At 35.0% G+C, this 16,838-nt stretch carries 14 protein-coding genes and 2 tRNA genes; 15 read left to right on the top strand and 1 reads right to left on the bottom strand.

The annotated features are described in order from the left end of the window. Positions 1-2 precede the first annotated feature (2 nt). Positions 3-1,016: a glycosyltransferase family 2 protein gene (locus tag H8S00_RS03130; protein ID WP_118588949.1), complete on the top strand. Its 1,014-nt coding sequence runs from the start codon at positions 3-5 to the stop codon at positions 1,014-1,016. A 35-nt stretch (positions 1,017-1,051) separates the two neighbouring features. On the opposite strand, the gene H8S00_RS03125 is transcribed toward H8S00_RS03130, so the two are convergent. After that, entirely contained in the window at positions 1,052-1,780 is a 729-nt protein-coding gene (locus H8S00_RS03125; RefSeq protein ID WP_118588950.1) for a phosphatase PAP2 family protein, read from the bottom strand. A gap of 224 nt (positions 1,781-2,004) precedes the next feature. On the opposite strand from H8S00_RS03125, the gene H8S00_RS03120 reads away from it, so the two are divergent. The 14 genes from H8S00_RS03120 (at position 2,005) to H8S00_RS03055 (ending at position 16,811) form a co-directional block, all read left to right on the top strand. Further along, positions 2,005-4,140: a Tex family protein gene (locus tag H8S00_RS03120; protein WP_118588951.1), complete on the top strand. Its 2,136-nt coding sequence runs from the start codon at positions 2,005-2,007 to the stop codon at positions 4,138-4,140. Between the two features lie 70 nt (positions 4,141-4,210). Next, a tRNA-Val gene (locus H8S00_RS03115) sits at positions 4,211-4,283 on the top strand. A gap of 31 nt (positions 4,284-4,314) precedes the next feature. Beyond that, positions 4,315-4,388 (top strand) — tRNA-Met (locus H8S00_RS03110). 98 nt (positions 4,389-4,486) lie between these two features. Then, positions 4,487-4,975, top strand: coding sequence for a 2-C-methyl-D-erythritol 2,4-cyclodiphosphate synthase (gene ispF, locus H8S00_RS03105; protein ID WP_021953395.1), 489 nt, complete (start codon positions 4,487-4,489; stop codon positions 4,973-4,975). Beyond that, on the top strand, positions 4,962-5,873 hold the full coding sequence (locus H8S00_RS03100) for a DUF2156 domain-containing protein (RefSeq protein ID WP_021953394.1): 912 nt from the start codon (positions 4,962-4,964) through the stop codon (positions 5,871-5,873). The genes ispF and H8S00_RS03100 overlap by 14 nt, the downstream gene beginning before the upstream one ends. A 15-nt stretch (positions 5,874-5,888) precedes the next feature. Continuing rightward, complete coding sequence (locus H8S00_RS03095) at positions 5,889-6,908, top strand: GNAT family N-acetyltransferase (RefSeq protein WP_186839983.1); 1,020 nt, start codon at positions 5,889-5,891, stop codon at positions 6,906-6,908. Positions 6,909-6,925: 17 nt separating this feature from the next. Continuing rightward, positions 6,926-8,338, top strand: a complete 1,413-nt coding sequence (gene cysS / locus H8S00_RS03090) for a cysteine--tRNA ligase (protein ID WP_118588953.1) — start codon at positions 6,926-6,928, stop codon at positions 8,336-8,338. Positions 8,339-8,348: 10 nt separating this feature from the next. Next, positions 8,349-8,795, top strand: a complete 447-nt coding sequence (locus tag H8S00_RS03085) for a Mini-ribonuclease 3 (protein WP_118588954.1) — start codon at positions 8,349-8,351, stop codon at positions 8,793-8,795. Between the two features lie 10 nt (positions 8,796-8,805). Further along, positions 8,806-9,546, top strand: coding sequence for a 23S rRNA (guanosine(2251)-2'-O)-methyltransferase RlmB (rlmB, locus tag H8S00_RS03080; RefSeq protein WP_021953389.1), 741 nt, complete (start codon positions 8,806-8,808; stop codon positions 9,544-9,546). 62 nt (positions 9,547-9,608) lie between these two features. Next, positions 9,609-10,589, top strand: a complete 981-nt coding sequence (locus H8S00_RS03075) for a Gfo/Idh/MocA family protein (RefSeq protein WP_186839982.1) — start codon at positions 9,609-9,611, stop codon at positions 10,587-10,589. A gap of 67 nt (positions 10,590-10,656) precedes the next feature. Further along, the gene (locus tag H8S00_RS03070; RefSeq protein WP_186839981.1) at positions 10,657-11,484 is read left to right on the top strand and encodes a polysaccharide deacetylase family protein; all 828 of its coding nucleotides are present in this window, start codon (positions 10,657-10,659) and stop codon (positions 11,482-11,484) included. A gap of 133 nt (positions 11,485-11,617) precedes the next feature. After that, the gene (locus H8S00_RS03065) at positions 11,618-15,451 is read left to right on the top strand and encodes a S8 family serine peptidase (RefSeq protein WP_186839980.1); all 3,834 of its coding nucleotides are present in this window, start codon (positions 11,618-11,620) and stop codon (positions 15,449-15,451) included. 12 nt (positions 15,452-15,463) lie between these two features. Beyond that, a complete protein-coding gene (gene thyA, locus H8S00_RS03060; protein ID WP_021953385.1) occupies positions 15,464-16,309 on the top strand; it encodes a thymidylate synthase in 846 nt (281 codons plus the stop codon). A gap of 10 nt (positions 16,310-16,319) precedes the next feature. Further along, positions 16,320-16,811: a dihydrofolate reductase gene (locus tag H8S00_RS03055; protein WP_186839979.1), complete on the top strand. Its 492-nt coding sequence runs from the start codon at positions 16,320-16,322 to the stop codon at positions 16,809-16,811. Positions 16,812-16,838: the final 27 nt, after the last annotated feature.

The raw sequence follows: 16,838 nt of genomic DNA, 5'->3' as shown, positions 1-16,838 counted from the left end.
TAATGAAGTTATTAACAGTTACTATACCATGCTATAATTCCAGTGAATATATGGAAAAAAGCATAAGAAGTGCCTTAACAGGAGGCAACAGAGTTGAGATTATCGTGGTAGATGACGGCTCAAGTGATAATACACTGGAGATTGCCAACAAATACCAGAAAAAATTCCCTGACATTATAAAGGTTGTTCATCAGGAAAACGGTGGACATGGAGAAGCAGTAAATACAGGTATTAAAAATGCCACGGGATTATATTTTAAGGTGTTAGACAGTGATGACTGCTTAGGAAAAAAAGCATTAGAGAAGGTGCTGGATTTATTAGAAGATATGGTATCAAAGGATGCAGGTCTTGATATGTTAGTATCTAACTTTATGTATGACAAGCAGGGAACAAAGCACAAGAAAATCATGAAATACAAAAGTGCAATGCCTGTTAACAGAATGTTTGGATGGGATGAATTAAAATTCGGCATGACACAGTATCTTTTAATGCATTCAGTAATTTACCGTACAAAAATATTAAGGGAATGTGGAATGGTCCTTCCGAAGCATACATTTTATGTTGATAATATTTATGTATTCCAGCCACTGCCATATGTAAAGAATATTTATTATTTAGATGTATGTCTTTACAAATACTTTATAGGAAGAGATGATCAGTCTGTTCAGGAATCGATTATGATAAAGAGATTAGATCAGCAGTATCGTGTTACCAGATTAATGCTTGAAATTTACAATAACTCAAAAATTGACCATGAAAACATTGATAAGGCAATGGTTCATTATTTTGATATGATGATGTGTGTATCCTCTATATTATCTATCAGGGAAGGTTCAAAGCAAAGACTTGATGATAAGGAAAAATTGTGGAAGGATGTTAAGGAAAGCAACCCTGAACTTTATGAAAAGGTAAGAAAGTCAATATTAGGAAGAACAATGAACTTACCGGGAAAGGCAGGACGACAGATTTCAGTTATAGGATATAAGATTGCAAACAAGTTTGTAGGATTTAACTAAAAAATAAAGGGAAAGCACAAAAAACGTGCCTTCCCTTATTTTTTTCTTCTTTTATTAAGAAAATATAAAACCTGATGCTGATGTGGGTCTTTAACCACAGGAGCAGGAAAATCTACATTTCTAAACCACCATTTAAATACCACAAAATACAATACCGTTGCTAAAAGAATACCGCATATAACATCAATTACCGAATGCTGTTTTAAAAACATGGTAGATAAGCATATCAGTACAGATAGTATAAGGGACAGATGTTTAATTGTCTGTCGCGGTATCAGCTCCTTCATATGAGGGCTTTTAACCAGACATATATGAGTTGCTATTGTGGCAAAAACATGTATGCTTGGACATACATTGGTTGGTGTATCCTTATCATATAAAAAATGTACCAAATCAATTAATATATTGCTTCTGGACACATTATCCAGTCTAAGTTCAAGACCGTTGGGATAAAGGGTACATACCAAAAGTGCAATTGTCATTCCCGTAAATTCATATGCACAAATTCTGTAAAATTCGTTTTTGGAATGATAAAACAGAAAAACGAAAACTGCCGGAACATATAAAAACCATAACAAATACGGTATAACGAACCATTCACAAAAAGGAATCATGTCATCTAGGGGACAATGTAAAATATGTAGTCCCGGGTAATCTGCCGAAATATTCTTTTCTAACATAATAAACCAGGGCATATAGATGAACACGTACATAACCGGCCATATGTGCTTATATTTACGAAGTTCTTTCTTTAATTTAATCATAAGAAACCTTCTGTTTTTTATTTGTAATTCAGAGTATAAATCAGTGCCAACTCTCTATTTTTTTTACACAAAATAAAATTATCTGTTAAAATAAGTATGTGTGTAAAAAAGTACATACAACGGAAAGTATAACATTGTAAAAATGAAAAATAAAGAGGTATTTAGTTAAAATACAAAGTTATACACAATATATTATATGACCAAAATGGAAGGAAATGTTAAAGATGAACATAAACGGGATTATTGCAGAAGAATTAAAAGTAAAATTATGGCAGGTTGAGGCAGCAGTGAAATTAATAGATGAAGGAAATACAATTCCCTTTATTGCAAGATACAGAAAACCGGTTACGGGAGAATTAAATGACGAACAGCTAAGAGATTTAGATGAAAGATTGAAATATCTTAGAAATTTAGAGGAAAAGAAAAACACAGTTATTGCTTCCATTGAGGAACAGGGAAAAATGACTCCTGAACTTTTGAAAAAAATAGAAAAGGCTATGACAATAGTTGAAGTGGATGACATATACAGACCCTACAGACCAAAACGAAAAACAAGAGCCACGGAAGCTAAAGCTAAGGGATTAGAACCTTTGGCAATGATTTTTATGGCACAGATAAGCAGTAAAACTCCCCAGAAAGAGGCACAGGCTTTTGTAAATAAAGAAAAAGGTGTGGAAACCGTTGATGATGCAATTCAGGGAGCAAAGGATATTATTGCAGAATCAGTTTCAGATAATGCAGAGTTTAGGGATGCCATTAGAAATACAGTAATGAAACATGGGGAAATAGTGTCTGTTGCTAAAAATCCGGAAGAAAAAACACCATATGAAAATTATTACGATTATGTTGAGGGAGTAAATAAAATACCAGGACATAGAATACTGGCAATTAACCGCGGAGAAAAGGAAAAGGTATTAAATGTTAAGGTTGAAATGCCTGATGAAAATATAATAAAGGCATTAAATAAGGCGGTTATAACAAAACAGTCTGATTTTACACAGGTTATAAAGGACGCAGTGGAAGATGGTTACAAGCGTCTTATAAAGCCGGCAATTGAGCGTGAAGTAAGAAACAGCCTGACGGAAAAAGCAGAAGATGGGGCAATTGATGTATTTGGTGAGAACTTAAAGCAATTGCTTATGCAGCCGCCTATTATTGGAAAAAATGTTTTAGGATGGGACCCGGCATTTAGAACCGGTTGTAAGCTGGCAGTGGTTGATACTACAGGAAAGGTATTATACACTACAGTTATTTTCCCTACAGCACCGCAAAATAAGGTGGAAGAATCAAAGAAAGCTGTTCTTGATATAATAAAAAAATATAATGTTAGTCTTATATCCCTTGGAAATGGAACAGCATCAAGGGAATCAGAGGCAATTATTGTGGATATTATTAAGGAATGTCCTACAAAGGTAGAATATGTTATTGTAAATGAGGCGGGAGCCTCCGTATATTCTGCCAGTAAACTGGCAACAGAAGAATTTCCAAATTTTGATGTAGGTCAAAGAAGTGCCACATCTATGGCAAGAAGATTGCAGGATCCTTTGGCTGAGCTGGTTAAAATTGAGCCAAAGGCTATAGGTGTAGGGCAGTATCAGCATGACATGAACCAGAAAAAGTTAGAAGAAACTCTTGGAAACGTAGTGGAGGATTGTGTCAACAGTGTTGGTGTTGATTTAAATACTGCATCAGCTCCCCTTTTGGAATATATTTCAGGAATAAACAAAACTCTGGCAAAAAATATTGTGGAATATAGAGAAGAAAACGGACAGTTTAACAGCAGAAAGGAATTGCTTAAGGTTTCAAAATTAGGCCCAAAGGCATTTGAACAGTGTGCGGGATTTATGAGAATAAGAGACGGCATAGAACCTTTAGATTACACAAGTGTTCATCCTGAAAGCTATGCTGCCGCAAAGAAGCTTCTTAAGAAATATGGATATACTACATCAGATATTATATCCGGACAGGTGAAAATCTCAAAGGATGTTAAGGATTATAATAGTGTGGCTGAAGAAATAGGAACAGATAAAATCACTCTTAAGGATATGATATTGGAAATGGAACGCCCTGCAAGGGATCCAAGAGATGAAATGCCAAAGCCGATACTAAAAAGCGATGTATTAGACTTTGATGATTTAAAGGAAGGTATGGAATTAAAGGGAACAGTGAGAAACGTTATTGATTTTGGTGCCTTTGTAGATATAGGAGTTCATCAGGACGGACTTGTTCATATATCAGAAATGAGTGATAAATATATAAAACATCCATTGGATGTAGTGTCTGTCGGTGATGTGGTAAATGTAAGGGTATTAAGTGTTGATAAAGAGAGGAAGAGAATACAATTGTCAATGAAATTTTAAAAAAATAAAAAAAGTGCTTGACAATAATTGGATAAACGTATATATTAATAAGGCAGTTTGAATTCTGTATGGGATCTTAGCTCAGCTGGGAGAGCATCTGCCTTACAAGCAGGGGGTCACAGGTTCGAGCCCTGTAGGTCCCATTCATTTTCAAAAGATGCGAATTTAATATTTGGCGAGATAGCTCAGTTGGCTAGAGCACACGGTTCATACCCGTGGTGTCGAGGGTTCGAATCCCCCTCTCGCTATTAGATGAGAAAGTACCGAATAGTCGGTACTTTTTTCTTTATAATAATTAGAAACTGTGGTATACTAACTATTCGGGTATTACCCTATGGAGGTACACATGAGAATAGGAATGGGATATGATGTCCATAAGCTGGTTGAAGATAGAAAATTAATATTAGGAGGAGTTGATATTCCATACGAAAAAGGTTTGTTAGGACATTCAGATGCAGATGTGGTAGTTCATGCCATAATGGATGCTCTGTTAGGAGCTGCAGCATTAGGGGATATAGGAAAGCATTTTCCCGATACGGATGACAGATATAAGGGAATATCAAGCATTAAACTTTTACATCACGTAGGGGAATTGTTAAGAGAGAATAATTTTAAGATTGGAAATATAGATGCAACAATAATTTGCCAGAAACCAAAGCTTGCACCTTTTAGGGATGAAATGGTAAAAAATGTTGCCAAAGCATTAAATATCGAAGAAAGCAGAGTATGTATTAAAGCCACAACTGAGGAAGGATTGGGATTTACAGGTGAAGGTCTTGGAATATCCTCACAGGCTATAGCTTTATTAGAAGAAGGTTTAAATGAAAACGTATAATTTAAAAACTATTAAAGTTGAAGATTATAAATTACTTGATAAATATTACAGAATGAGAAGACCTCAGGCAGCAGACAGCAATCTTTTGGATTTATATCTATGGGAGAATTGTTACCCTACTAAGTATTTTACTACCGACAAAGGACTTATGTGGGTGGCGAAAAGCGAGGATGGACAGTTTTATTCAGCCATTCCCTGTTGCAGAAATGAGGATTTAAGGGAGTGTTTTTTAGAAACTCAGGAGTATTTTAATAATTGCCTGAAAAAGAAACTAACTATGTATGTGGTGGATAAAGAGGCAGTGGAGATTCTTGATTTACCTAAGGATGAATACGTGGTAGTCCCTGATAGGACATATTTTGATTATATATATGATGCTGAAAAATTAAGAACTTTCAGCGGTAAAAAATATCATGGCAAGAAAAATCATTTAAATGCTTTTAAAAGGGATTATGAGGGACGATATGAGTTTAAAATATTAACTAAAAATAACGAAAAAGAGATTCTTGATTTTATTGATAAATGGAAAATAACCAAGGAGCATTCACAGGAGCATGAATTTATTGATAGTGAAGCAAAGGGTGTAAAGTTTTTATTGGATAATGAGGAATATCTGGATTATAAGATGGCAGGTGTCTACATTGATGGCGAATTAAAGGCGTTTACCATTGGAAATTATTATAAAGAAGAGGACATGGTGTATATACCGGTGGAAAAAGCCGACCATAACATAAGAGGATTGTATCAGTATATATGTAGCGAGTTTTTAAAGGAAGTTTTCCCCATGGCAGGAAAAGTAAACCGCGAGGATGATATGGGACTTGATGGACTAAGAAAGTCAAAGGAGTCATATAATCCTATATATATGATTGAAAAATATACTATAATTCAAAAATAAGAGAGAGTTATTAATATGATTAGATTGTTGGAAAGTTTTGAGAAACTAAATATCAGACCCCTTTATGAACATTGTTTCAGTGAGGATGGAAAAGAATTTACTGATTATTATTTTTCAAAGTGTCTGCCACATAATGAAGTGGTGGTAAATGAGCAGGATGGGAAAATTGTGTATGCACTTCACCTTATCCCTAAAAATCTGGTTGTGGGTTCCCTTAAGACCAATGTAATGTATATATACGCAGTGGGGACATTTGCAGGCTACAGGAACAAAGGTTATATGCACGAAATCTTCAATGAAGTTTTAAAGAAAATGTACGAAAACATGGATGCATTTACTTATCTTATTCCATCAGATGAAAATAATGCCGCCATATATGAGAGATTTGGCTTTAATTATGTTATGGACAAATTTGAGATAACTCCTACGGAGCATAGGAGGAAGGCAACTCATTCACTTATATTAAGAAAGGCAGATAACAGTGATTTGGTGAAATTATCAATTTTTGCCCAGTCAACAGCCTATAATAAGTATAGCGTGGTAGTGTCAAAGGATGTGGAGTATTTCAAAAGAATAAAAGAACTTATAGATGTTGAAGGCGGACATATTGACATATACGTGGAAAATAAAGTTATTGTGGGATATAGAATATGGATTGACCATGAAATATTTGAGGAAGTTTTAGATAGCAGCATACAATCTTTAAGTTGGGAAAGTGATGTAAGAAAGCCATATGTTATGGCAAGAATAATAAATATAAGAAAAACCCTAAGGATGTTTGAATTTAAAAACATAGATGAGATTGTGTTTAAAATAACAGATCCTATTTTAGATGAGAATAACGGTTATTTTGTTATGACACAAAAACATGGAAGTATAAAATTAGAAAAGAAGTCTGAAAAGGATATAGAGGGTGAGCCTGATTTTGACATAGGAATAGGCGAACTTACTGCACATATATTTGGGTATAAGTTGATTCCGGGATTGCCGGCAGTATGTAGAAAAGACAGCTTTTTTATAAATGATTACGTTTAATGGATAAGGAGTACAAAATGAAGATTTATAACACATTATCGAGAAAAAAAGAAGAATTTGTTCCTATAGAGGAAGGTAAGGTAAGAATGTATGTATGTGGACCTACAGTGTATAATCTTATACACATAGGAAACGCAAGACCTATGATTATATTTGATACTTTCAGAAGATATTTAGAGTATAAGGGATATGAGGTTAATTATGTTTCTAACTTCACCGATGTAGATGATAAAATCATTAAAAAGGCAATTGAAGAGGGAAGCACCGCTGAGGAAGTATCCCAGAGATATATAAAAGAATGTAAAAAAGATATGGCAGGAATGAATGTTAAACCTGCTACAACACATCCACTTGCCACTCAGGAAATTGATGGCATGATTGATATGATTAAAACGTTAATTGACAAGGGTTACGCATATGATTCTAACGGAACTGTTTATTACAGAACAAGAAAGTTTAGTGATTACGGAAAATTATCAAAGAAGAATATAGATGATTTAGAGGCAGGACACAGAGATATTAAGGTAGCAGGAGAGGAATCAAAGGAAGATCCTTTAGACTTTGTTTTGTGGAAGCCAAAGAAAGAGGGAGAGCCGGCATGGCCATCACCTTGGAGTGAGGGAAGACCGGGATGGCATATTGAGTGTTCAGTAATGTCTAAAAAGTATTTAGGAGACGAAATAGATATCCATGCAGGTGGTGAGGATTTGATTTTCCCACATCATGAAAATGAAATTGCCCAAAGCGAGGCAGCTAACGGATGTTGCTTTTCAAAATACTGGATGCACAATGGATTTTTAAATATTGACAATAAAAAAATGTCAAAATCTCTTGGAAATTTCTTTACAGTAAGAGATATTGCAGAAAAATATGACTTGCAGGTACTTAGATTTTTCATGCTTAGCGCCCATTATAGAAGTCCCCTTAACTTTAGCGATTCATTAATGGAAGCAGCAAAGAATGGATTAGAGAGAATAGTAACTGCCGGAGAAAAAATCAGGGAAGTTATGTCTAATGGAAAAGCTGGTGCTATTTCTCAGGAAGAAGAGAAACTGTTAAATGATGCAAAGGTATTTGTAACTAAGTTTGAAGATGCAATGGATGATGATTGCAATACGGCAAACGCCATTACAGCAGTATTTGAGCTTGTAAAATTTTCTAACAGTAATTTAGGTGATAATTCATCCAAAAAATTTGCCAAGTCATTATATGATGTATTAAGCAGGCTTTGTGATGTTCTTGGAATCATCCTTGAAAAGGAAGAAAAGGAAGTAGGGGATGAGGGCTACATTGAAGAAATGATTGCAAAACGTGCCCAGGCTAAAAAAGACAGAGATTTTGCATTAGCAGACAGCATACGTGATGAACTGGCAGCTAAGGGAATTATCCTTAAGGATACAAGAGAAGGAACAAAGTGGAGCAGAAGTTAGGAAATATATGATGGAACCGGATTTGTTTGGAATAATTAGAAAGAAGATGGAGTTAAAGGAGATTAATGTAAATGATTATTCTCCTTTGACCCTTGCCTATATTGGAGATGGCATTTACGAAATTGTAGTAAGAACCATTATTGTAGATGAGGCTAACAGACAGGTAAACAAAATACATAAGGCATCTTCCCAACTGGTAAAGGCACAAAGTCAGGCAAAAATGATTCATTTAATAATGGATATGCTGACAGAAGAGGAAAAGTCCATATATAAAAGAGGGCGTAACGCAAAGGCTGTTACAAGAGCAAAAAATGCCTCTATGTCAGATTACAGGGTAGCAACGGGATTTGAAGCTCTTATGGGCTGGCTTTATTTAAGTGGACAGTCAGACAGAATGATGGAGCTTATGAAAACCGGTATAGAACTTTTTAAGCAGGATAATATTAAAGAAGTATAAAGAGGTTATAATGAGATACGAGGAATTTGTAATAGAGGGAAGAAATGCCGTAATTGAGGCTTTTCGCGCAGGTAAAACCATAGACAAGCTTTTTGTTTTAGAGCATTGTAAGGAAGGCTCTATGAATACGGTGCTTAGGGAGGCCAAAAAGCAGGGTACTGTTATTAACTATGTAAAAAGAGAAAGACTTGACCAGATGTCAGAAACAGGAAAACATCAGGGAGTCATTGCATATATTGCAGCTTACGAATACGGGTCAGTTGAGGATATTTTAAAAAAGGCAGAGGATAAAGGTGAGCAGCCTTTTGTTATTATTTTAGATGATATTGAAGACCCGCATAACTTAGGGGCAATTATAAGAACAGCTAATTTAGCAGGGGCTCACGGAGTTATTATTCCAAAACACAGGGCATCAGGGCTTACGGCAACAGTAGTTAAGGCATCAGCAGGAGCCATTAATTATACCCCGGTAGCAAAGGTTACAAATATTTCTAAAACCATTGAGGAACTTAAAGAAAAGGGATTGTGGTTTGTGTGTGCAGATATGGATGGCACAACAATGTACGACCTTGATTTAAAGGGACCAATAGGCCTGGTAATAGGAAACGAGGGAAAAGGTGTAAGCCGCCTTGTAAAGGAAAAATGTGATTTTATTGCAAAGGTGCCAATGTTTGGGGATATCGATTCTCTTAATGCTTCGGTAGCAGCAGGGGTTTTGGCATATGAAATAGTGAGACAGAGATTAAAATAAATAATTAAAAAAGCATCATAGAAATATGGTGCATTTTTAATACAATTATTGGAGGATAACATATGATTAGATTTGCAACAATAGGTACAAATTTTGTGGTTGAATGGTTTTTAAAATGTGCGGCACAGGTAGAGGGGCTGCAATATAACGGAACATATTCCAGAAACATTGAAAAAGCAGAAAAATTTGCCAAAGAGCATAATGGAAATCTTATTTTTGGTAATTTAGAAGAATTAGCAAAATCAAAGGATGTAGATGCGGTATATATTGCAAGTCCTAATTCTTTGCATTATGAACAGGCACGGCTTATGATAAAAAACAAAAAACATGTAATGATAGAAAAGACCATTACCAGCAATTTAAGAGAACTTAATGAGTTATGCCGGTTAGCTAAAGAGAACAATGTGGTTATAATGGAAGCCATGCGTTCAGTGTATTCACCGGGATTTTTGGCAATAAAAGATGCAATGAAAAAGATAGAGCCTGTAAGAAGAGTGGAGTTTCGGTATTGCCAGTATTCATCCAGGTACGATAAATACAAGAACGGAATAATTGAAAATGCCTTTAATCCGTCATTTTCTAATGGAGCATTAATGGATATTGGAGTATATTGCGTCCATCCGTTAGTAAAATTATTTGGATTGCCGGATGAAATAAAGGCAACAGCTACCATGCTTCCTGACAGTATAGACGGTCAGGGGACAATAACCTGTGCATATGACGGTATGATAGCAGATATTTCCTATTCCAAGATTACCAATGGAAGACTTCCAAGCCAGATTCAGGGAGAAAAAGGAACTATATTGATAGAGGACATACCAAATCCGAGAAAAATCAAAATAATATATAATGATGGTTATGAAGAAAACATAGAGAATATTCCATGTAAGGATTTGAATTTGGAATATGAGGCAGAAGAATGGGCAGAACTTATTAATAAAGGTGAGTTTACTGACAAACATATAAAGTATTCCGTAATGTGCATTAAGGTTATGGATGAAGCAAGAAGACAGCAAAATATTGTATTCCCTGCAGATAAATAAAGGATAGAATTTATACTTTCAGCACTGGCGTCATATAATTAAGTAAATATATTTTCAGGAATAGGGTATGATTAAAAAAATATTAAAAGGCGAAAGAGGCAGCGGGTTAAAAGGAATACTGTTTATTATTGGTATTTTTGCCATAGCTTTCTTTGCCGGAGAAGGCGTGGGGCTGGTAAAAGAAAAGGTTTTACCTGCTAGTAATGTTATTGAAAATGGTGAAAACTGGGGACTGGGATTTGGAGAAAGTGGAACTCAGCCTACGGGAACGGAATCACCGGAGGTTATGAAAAAATATAATGCCTTCTATATAGGAAGCGGGGATAAAAAAGAAATATATTTAACCTTTGACTGTGGATACGAGAATGGAAACACGCCTGCTATTTTAGATGCATTAAAAAAGCATAAAGTAAAGGCAACTTTCTTTGTGGTAGGCCATTTTTTAAAGGAAAACGAAGATTTAGTTAAAAGGATGGTGAAAGAAGGGCATACTGTAGGAAATCATACATATAATCATCCAAATATCATAGGAATGGACAAAGAAAAGTTCTCAAATGAAGTAGGGCAGGTAGAGGAACTGTACAAAAGCATAACAGGGAAAAATATGACTAAGTATTATAGACCTCCCCAGGGAAAATACAATACGGATAATTTGAAAATGGCTCAGGAAATGGGGTACAAAACATTTTTCTGGAGTTTAGCATATGTAGACTGGAACAAAGATTCCCAGCCGACTAAAGAAGAGGCATTTGATAAATTGTTATCAAGGATACATCCGGGGGCAATTGTTTTATTACATAACACATCAAAAACAAATGGGGAAATATTAGATGAATTACTTAGCAAATGGGAAGAAATGGGGTATACTTTCGGAGTGTTAAAGAATTTGAAATAATAAGCAGATTTTTTCGTTTATAGGATTACAGGTAAAAATATATGTGCTATAATATTAAGCGGTGTGAAATAAAATTCCCCAATGTACAAATTAACCCACAATAGTGGAAAACAAGAGATAGGAGATTGTGAATATGAAAAGAATGGCGAAGAAAGCCATGGCATTGACCCTTGCAATGTGTTTGACATGTACGGCAGTGCCAACTATGGCAAATCAAAGTTTGAAAGTAACCAAAGAGAAAAAAGCAGTAAAGAGCAGCAGAAATTATGTTGAAGGTCAGGCTATTGTTATGTATGGAAACACTAAAACGTCAACAAGAAGTGCCGGCAGCAACATTGCAGATGATGATATGGAAGTTGTAGAAACATATGTTTTTAATTCAGATACATCAGTTAATGCAAAATCGGCTGACAAGGTTAGTGACAATGGATTTTCAGTGTCATTAGTTAAGTCTGATAAGTATAGTACCAAGGAATTAATTAGTATCTTAAAAAGGAAAAGTAACGTTAAATATGCTGAACCAAATTATAAAATAAAAGCATCAGACTACAATGACAGTTACTATAAGTATTTGTGGGGACTTGACAATAAGGGACAGAATAACGGTACAGAGGGCATTGATGTAAATGCAGACACACCATTGTTAGATAATAAGGACAATAAGGAAAGAGTAATTGCAATAGTTGATACCGGTATTAATTACCAACATGAAGATTTAAAAGATATTGTTTGGAATAATCCTTATAACAACAGAAAATTATATGGTGAGCACGGCTATGATTTTGTTAATTATGACACAGACCCTATGGATGATAACGGTCATGGTTCACATTGTGCCGGAATTGCGGCAGGAAAATCAAATAATGGAGTTGGAATTGCCGGAATTGCTAAAAGTAACAATATAAAAGTAATGGCACTTAAAATTCTCAATGAAGAAGGCAGCGGAAGTGGAATGGGTGCCATAGGAGCGTACAATTATATTTACAAGGCACAGCAGTTAGGTGTAAATGTAGTAGCTGTAAATAATTCCTGGGGTGGCTCAGCAGATGAAGAAGATGAAATTATAAAAAATCTTATTGAGCTTGTAGGAAAGAAAGGTGCTATATCTGTATGTGCAGCAGGAAATGACAACTCTGATAATGATAAAAATTTAATGGATAACTATCCTTCAACAATAGACAGCCCATATATCATTTCTGTTGCAGCGTCGAATGAAAAAGATGAATTGGCAGGATTTTCAAACTATGGAACTGAATCGGTAGATATAGCTGCTCCGGGAACTGATATATTATCAACAGTTTCATATAATTGCTTTAATCCGGGAATATATGATAACAAAGATAAATTATGTAGTACATATGTTAATTTTGATAATGAAAGCATTTTGAATGTTTTTAATGAAGAAGGAAAGATGGTAGCTACGCCTGAAAATAATGAAGTGGCTTACGGAACATTAAGTGAATCTGATGGAACTATGAATGTATCAACTACAAATAGTGAGTATTTTGGAGAAAAGTCTTATAACAACAAATCACTTAAATGGGAAATAAAAGGTGCACAGAAAGATGGAATGTATTTTATGTGCCTTCCATATACAATGAAGTCATCAGATACAGGTACATCAGCCAGTGTTATGGTTAAGGTAAGTGGTCCAAAGGCAACAAATGATGACTGGTTAGTTGGTAACGATTCGGTAATTTATGCCATAGATTGTAAATTAGACAAAAACGGAAAAGTGGATATAAGTGATTTAGATACTCTTGAAGATGGAGTGTTTGCCAGTGCTTATATAGATGAAAACGGTAATTACTGGTCTCATCTTTCAGGAGAGGTATCATCAAAGAGCAAAAAAGATGAACAACATGTAATATTGTTATGTGTTAGCTCATATGAGGAAGGGGATTTTGCTGTTTATGTAGACAATTGGGGCATAAGCAGGGAAAATGTATCACCGGATGAATTTGGTATGTATGATTATTACAATGGAACATCTATGGCTACTCCATATGTTACAGGTGCTGTTGCAGCAGTGGCTAATGCATATACAAATGAAAATGCTCTTCAGATAAAGGCAAGAATTTTAGGAAGCACAAGAAATAACGATAATTTCAAGGGAAAAATATCAACAGGTGGTGCACTTGATTTATCTAAAATAGGAAAACCGGGCATGACTATAGATAAGGTTTTACTTAATGGCAAAAAACAGATAGAAATATCAGGATATTATACTGACAATGCTGAGGTATATATTAATGATAAGAAAATAAATGTAATTTATAACAATGGTAAAACAATTGTTGTTGATGGTAAATCATATCAGAATAAGTCATTAAAGGTAAAACTGATTAAAGGTGACCGAACCTATGAAAAAGAGTGCTTCTTTGCTACCGGCAGTGCTTTTACTAAAGGCCCGTCTGTGGAGGCGGATTTAAATGGCGGACAAATGATTTCTAATGGCGGAAATTTGGTTTATATTGACAGCACAGGTTCAGTGTCAGTAGGGATGACGTATAAAGATGATGAGACAGGCAAGGACGAATTTTTCTGGAGGGGTGGTGGATTTACATTTACACCGGATGTTTTCGGAAAAGAATATGAGAATGTTGCAGATGCTAATGTTTATAGTGAAACAGATTATGTATGCTCTAATGGAGTTGTGTACGGCTGTATAACGCTTGATCAAGGGTTCGCACAAAATACCATTTTATCATATTATGATGATGAAAAAGGTTGGAAAAAGCTTGCTAATATGCCTAAGGAAAAAGAAGAATTAAGTGGCGTTATACTGGCTGCATATAATGGTGAACTATATTTAATGGGTGGTGTTGATGAAAATGATAATTTTTCAAAAACTGTAATGAAGTATTCGACAACGTCTAAAAAGTGGTCTGTCACAGAGAGTTTATCGGAAGGCAGGGCATACTCAAGGGCTATGCAGGTTGGAAAGAAGCTTATTGTTACATTAGGTTCAGACGGTACAATGAATGCACCTTATAACTTAATATATGATGGAACAAAGTGGACAAAGTCAAAAGCAAATATCGGTAAATCAATTGATACTAAGATAATTGAGGGCAGAAATAAAAAGTTTGCTGTTATAATGGGTGAAATTGGTCTGGTGAAAGGTGGAATTATTTATACAAACCTACGTGTAGATTCATTGGGTGATACCTTCACATATGATATTGCAAAGGATAAGTTTATTACTTCAAAGTATGCACTTAATGCATCAAATCTTGAATTTGATAATTTATATGCCACAACGGCTGGAGATAAATTATACGTTGTATATGGTTTTGCAATGGCTGATGACGACGGTAAAGAATTTGGGTCTAATAAAAGCAAGCTGTCAAATAAAGATTTTTATGATGAAGATGATTATGAGGATGATGCAAAGATATTATGTATTCCGATAGATTCCGGTGCGGTTTATGTTGAAGATACATCTGAGTTTGGTGCTTATGTAGAAGGTACGGGTTATTATCTGCCGGGAGATACAGTTACCTTGAAAGCAGCAGTAATGGATAAGAAACTTAATATAAGCCAGTTCATAGTTAATGGAAAATCTGTTAAGAAGGGCAAAACCGGTTATGTATATACTGCAAGAGCATATGACTTACCGGCAAAAATCACGGCAAGTGTAAAGGCAGAGTATACTGATATATATATAAAACCGGGAAAGACATCCATTACGAAGGCGGTAAGGGCTAAAAACAACAGGAGCATAAAACTTACCCTTAAAAAGGCAGGTACAGCTACCGGATATCAGATTAAGTATTCTACATCAAAGAAATTTGGAAAGAAGGTTACTAAAACTGTTAATACTAAGAAAAATAAGGCTGTAATAAAGAAACTTAATGCTAAAAAAACATATTATATTAAGGCAAGAGCATACCGTAAAACAGGTAAATCAAAGAAATATGGCAGCTGGTCTAAGGTTAAGACAGTTAAGGTAAAGAAGAAATAAGAGGAGAAGTTAATGAGTTACGCAGATAAAGTATTTGTTGATATGTGCAGAGATATTCTTGATAACGGTATAGACACAAAGGGTGAAAAGGTCAGACCAAAGTGGGAGGACGGTACTTTTGCATATACCATAAAGAAATTCGGGGTTGTAAACAGATATGATTTAAAGAAGGAATTTCCGGCAATAACTCTTCGTAAAACAGGTTTCAAAAACTGCTTAGATGAGTTGCTGTGGATATGGCAGAAAAAATCTAACAATGTAAATGATTTAAACAGCCATATATGGGATGCATGGGCTGATGAAAACGGCTCAATAGGTAAGGCATATGGCTACCAGTTAGGTGTTAAGCATCACTATAAGGAAGGCGATATGGATCAGGTAGACAGAGTTCTTTATGATTTAAAGAACAATCCTTACAGCAGACGAATACTTACAAACATTTATGTACATCAGGATTTGTCTGAAATGAATTTATATCCATGTGCATACAGCATGACTTTTAACGTAACGAAAAATAAAGAAACAGGGAAACTTGTATTAAACGGTATGTTAAATCAGCGTTCCCAGGATGTACTTACTGCAAATAACTGGAATGTTTGTCAGTATGCAGCTTTGGTTCACATATTGGCTCAGGTAAATGACATGGAGGTGGGAGAATTTGTCCATGTAATAGCTGATGCTCATATTTATGACAGACATGTTCCTTTAGTTGAGGAATTAATCAGCAGAGAGCAGCATCCGGCACCAAAATTGTGGATAAATCCTGAAATTAAGAATTTCTATGATTTTACGGTAGATGATTTAAAATTAGAAGATTATGTTACAGGTGAACAGATAAAAATACCTGTTGCAGTTTAGGAGGAACAAAATGAATTTAATTGTTGCAGTGGATAAGAATTGGGCTATAGGCTACAAAAATGATTTACTTGTAAGCATACCTGATGATATGAAATTTTTCAGGGAAACAACAACAGGAAAAGTTGTTATTATGGGAAAAAATACATTAGAAAGTTTTCCTAATTCAAAACCATTAAAAAATAGGGTGAACATTGTAATTGCTCTTGAAAAAGATTACAAGGTAGACGGGGCTACAGTGGTTTATTCTATAGAAGAGGCATTAGAGGAAGCTAAAAAATACAATACTGAAGATGTATTTGTAATTGGTGGAGGAAGCATTTATAAACAGATGCTTCCATACTGTGATACTGCATATGTTACTTATGTTAACTATGAATATGCAGCAGACACTTTCATACCTAATTTAGATGAAATGCCGGATGAATGGGAAATGGTTGAAGAAAGTGAAGAAAATACTTATTTCGATTTGGAGTATTATTTCAGAACTTATAAGCGTAAATAATATCAATTGATGTTATAAAAATAGAAC

This window comes from Eubacterium segne, assembly GCF_014287775.1.
In the GTDB taxonomy this organism is placed as follows: Bacteria; Bacillota; Clostridia; order Lachnospirales; family Lachnospiraceae; genus Eubacterium_G; species Eubacterium_G segne.
This window is presented reverse-complemented; position numbering and strand designations above follow the sequence as displayed.

What these genes read in the sequence shown, in the direction of transcription:
- H8S00_RS03130 (WP_118588949.1), top strand. Translation starts at nt 3, where the DNA reads ATGAAGTTATTAACAGTTACTATACCATGCTATAATTCCAGTGAATAT.
- H8S00_RS03125 (WP_118588950.1), bottom strand. Translation starts at nt 1,780, where the DNA reads ATGATTAAATTAAAGAAAGAACTTCGTAAATATAAGCACATATGGCCG.
- H8S00_RS03120 (WP_118588951.1), top strand. Translation starts at nt 2,005, where the DNA reads ATGAACATAAACGGGATTATTGCAGAAGAATTAAAAGTAAAATTATGG.
- ispF (WP_021953395.1), top strand. Translation starts at nt 4,487, where the DNA reads ATGAGAATAGGAATGGGATATGATGTCCATAAGCTGGTTGAAGATAGA.
- H8S00_RS03100 (WP_021953394.1), top strand. Translation starts at nt 4,962, where the DNA reads ATGAAAACGTATAATTTAAAAACTATTAAAGTTGAAGATTATAAATTA.
- H8S00_RS03095 (WP_186839983.1), top strand. Translation starts at nt 5,889, where the DNA reads ATGATTAGATTGTTGGAAAGTTTTGAGAAACTAAATATCAGACCCCTT.
- cysS (WP_118588953.1), top strand. Translation starts at nt 6,926, where the DNA reads ATGAAGATTTATAACACATTATCGAGAAAAAAAGAAGAATTTGTTCCT.
- H8S00_RS03085 (WP_118588954.1), top strand. Translation starts at nt 8,349, where the DNA reads ATGGAACCGGATTTGTTTGGAATAATTAGAAAGAAGATGGAGTTAAAG.
- rlmB (WP_021953389.1), top strand. Translation starts at nt 8,806, where the DNA reads ATGAGATACGAGGAATTTGTAATAGAGGGAAGAAATGCCGTAATTGAG.
- H8S00_RS03075 (WP_186839982.1), top strand. Translation starts at nt 9,609, where the DNA reads ATGATTAGATTTGCAACAATAGGTACAAATTTTGTGGTTGAATGGTTT.
- H8S00_RS03070 (WP_186839981.1), top strand. Translation starts at nt 10,657, where the DNA reads ATGATTAAAAAAATATTAAAAGGCGAAAGAGGCAGCGGGTTAAAAGGA.
- H8S00_RS03065 (WP_186839980.1), top strand. Translation starts at nt 11,618, where the DNA reads ATGAAAAGAATGGCGAAGAAAGCCATGGCATTGACCCTTGCAATGTGT.
- thyA (WP_021953385.1), top strand. Translation starts at nt 15,464, where the DNA reads ATGAGTTACGCAGATAAAGTATTTGTTGATATGTGCAGAGATATTCTT.
- H8S00_RS03055 (WP_186839979.1), top strand. Translation starts at nt 16,320, where the DNA reads ATGAATTTAATTGTTGCAGTGGATAAGAATTGGGCTATAGGCTACAAA.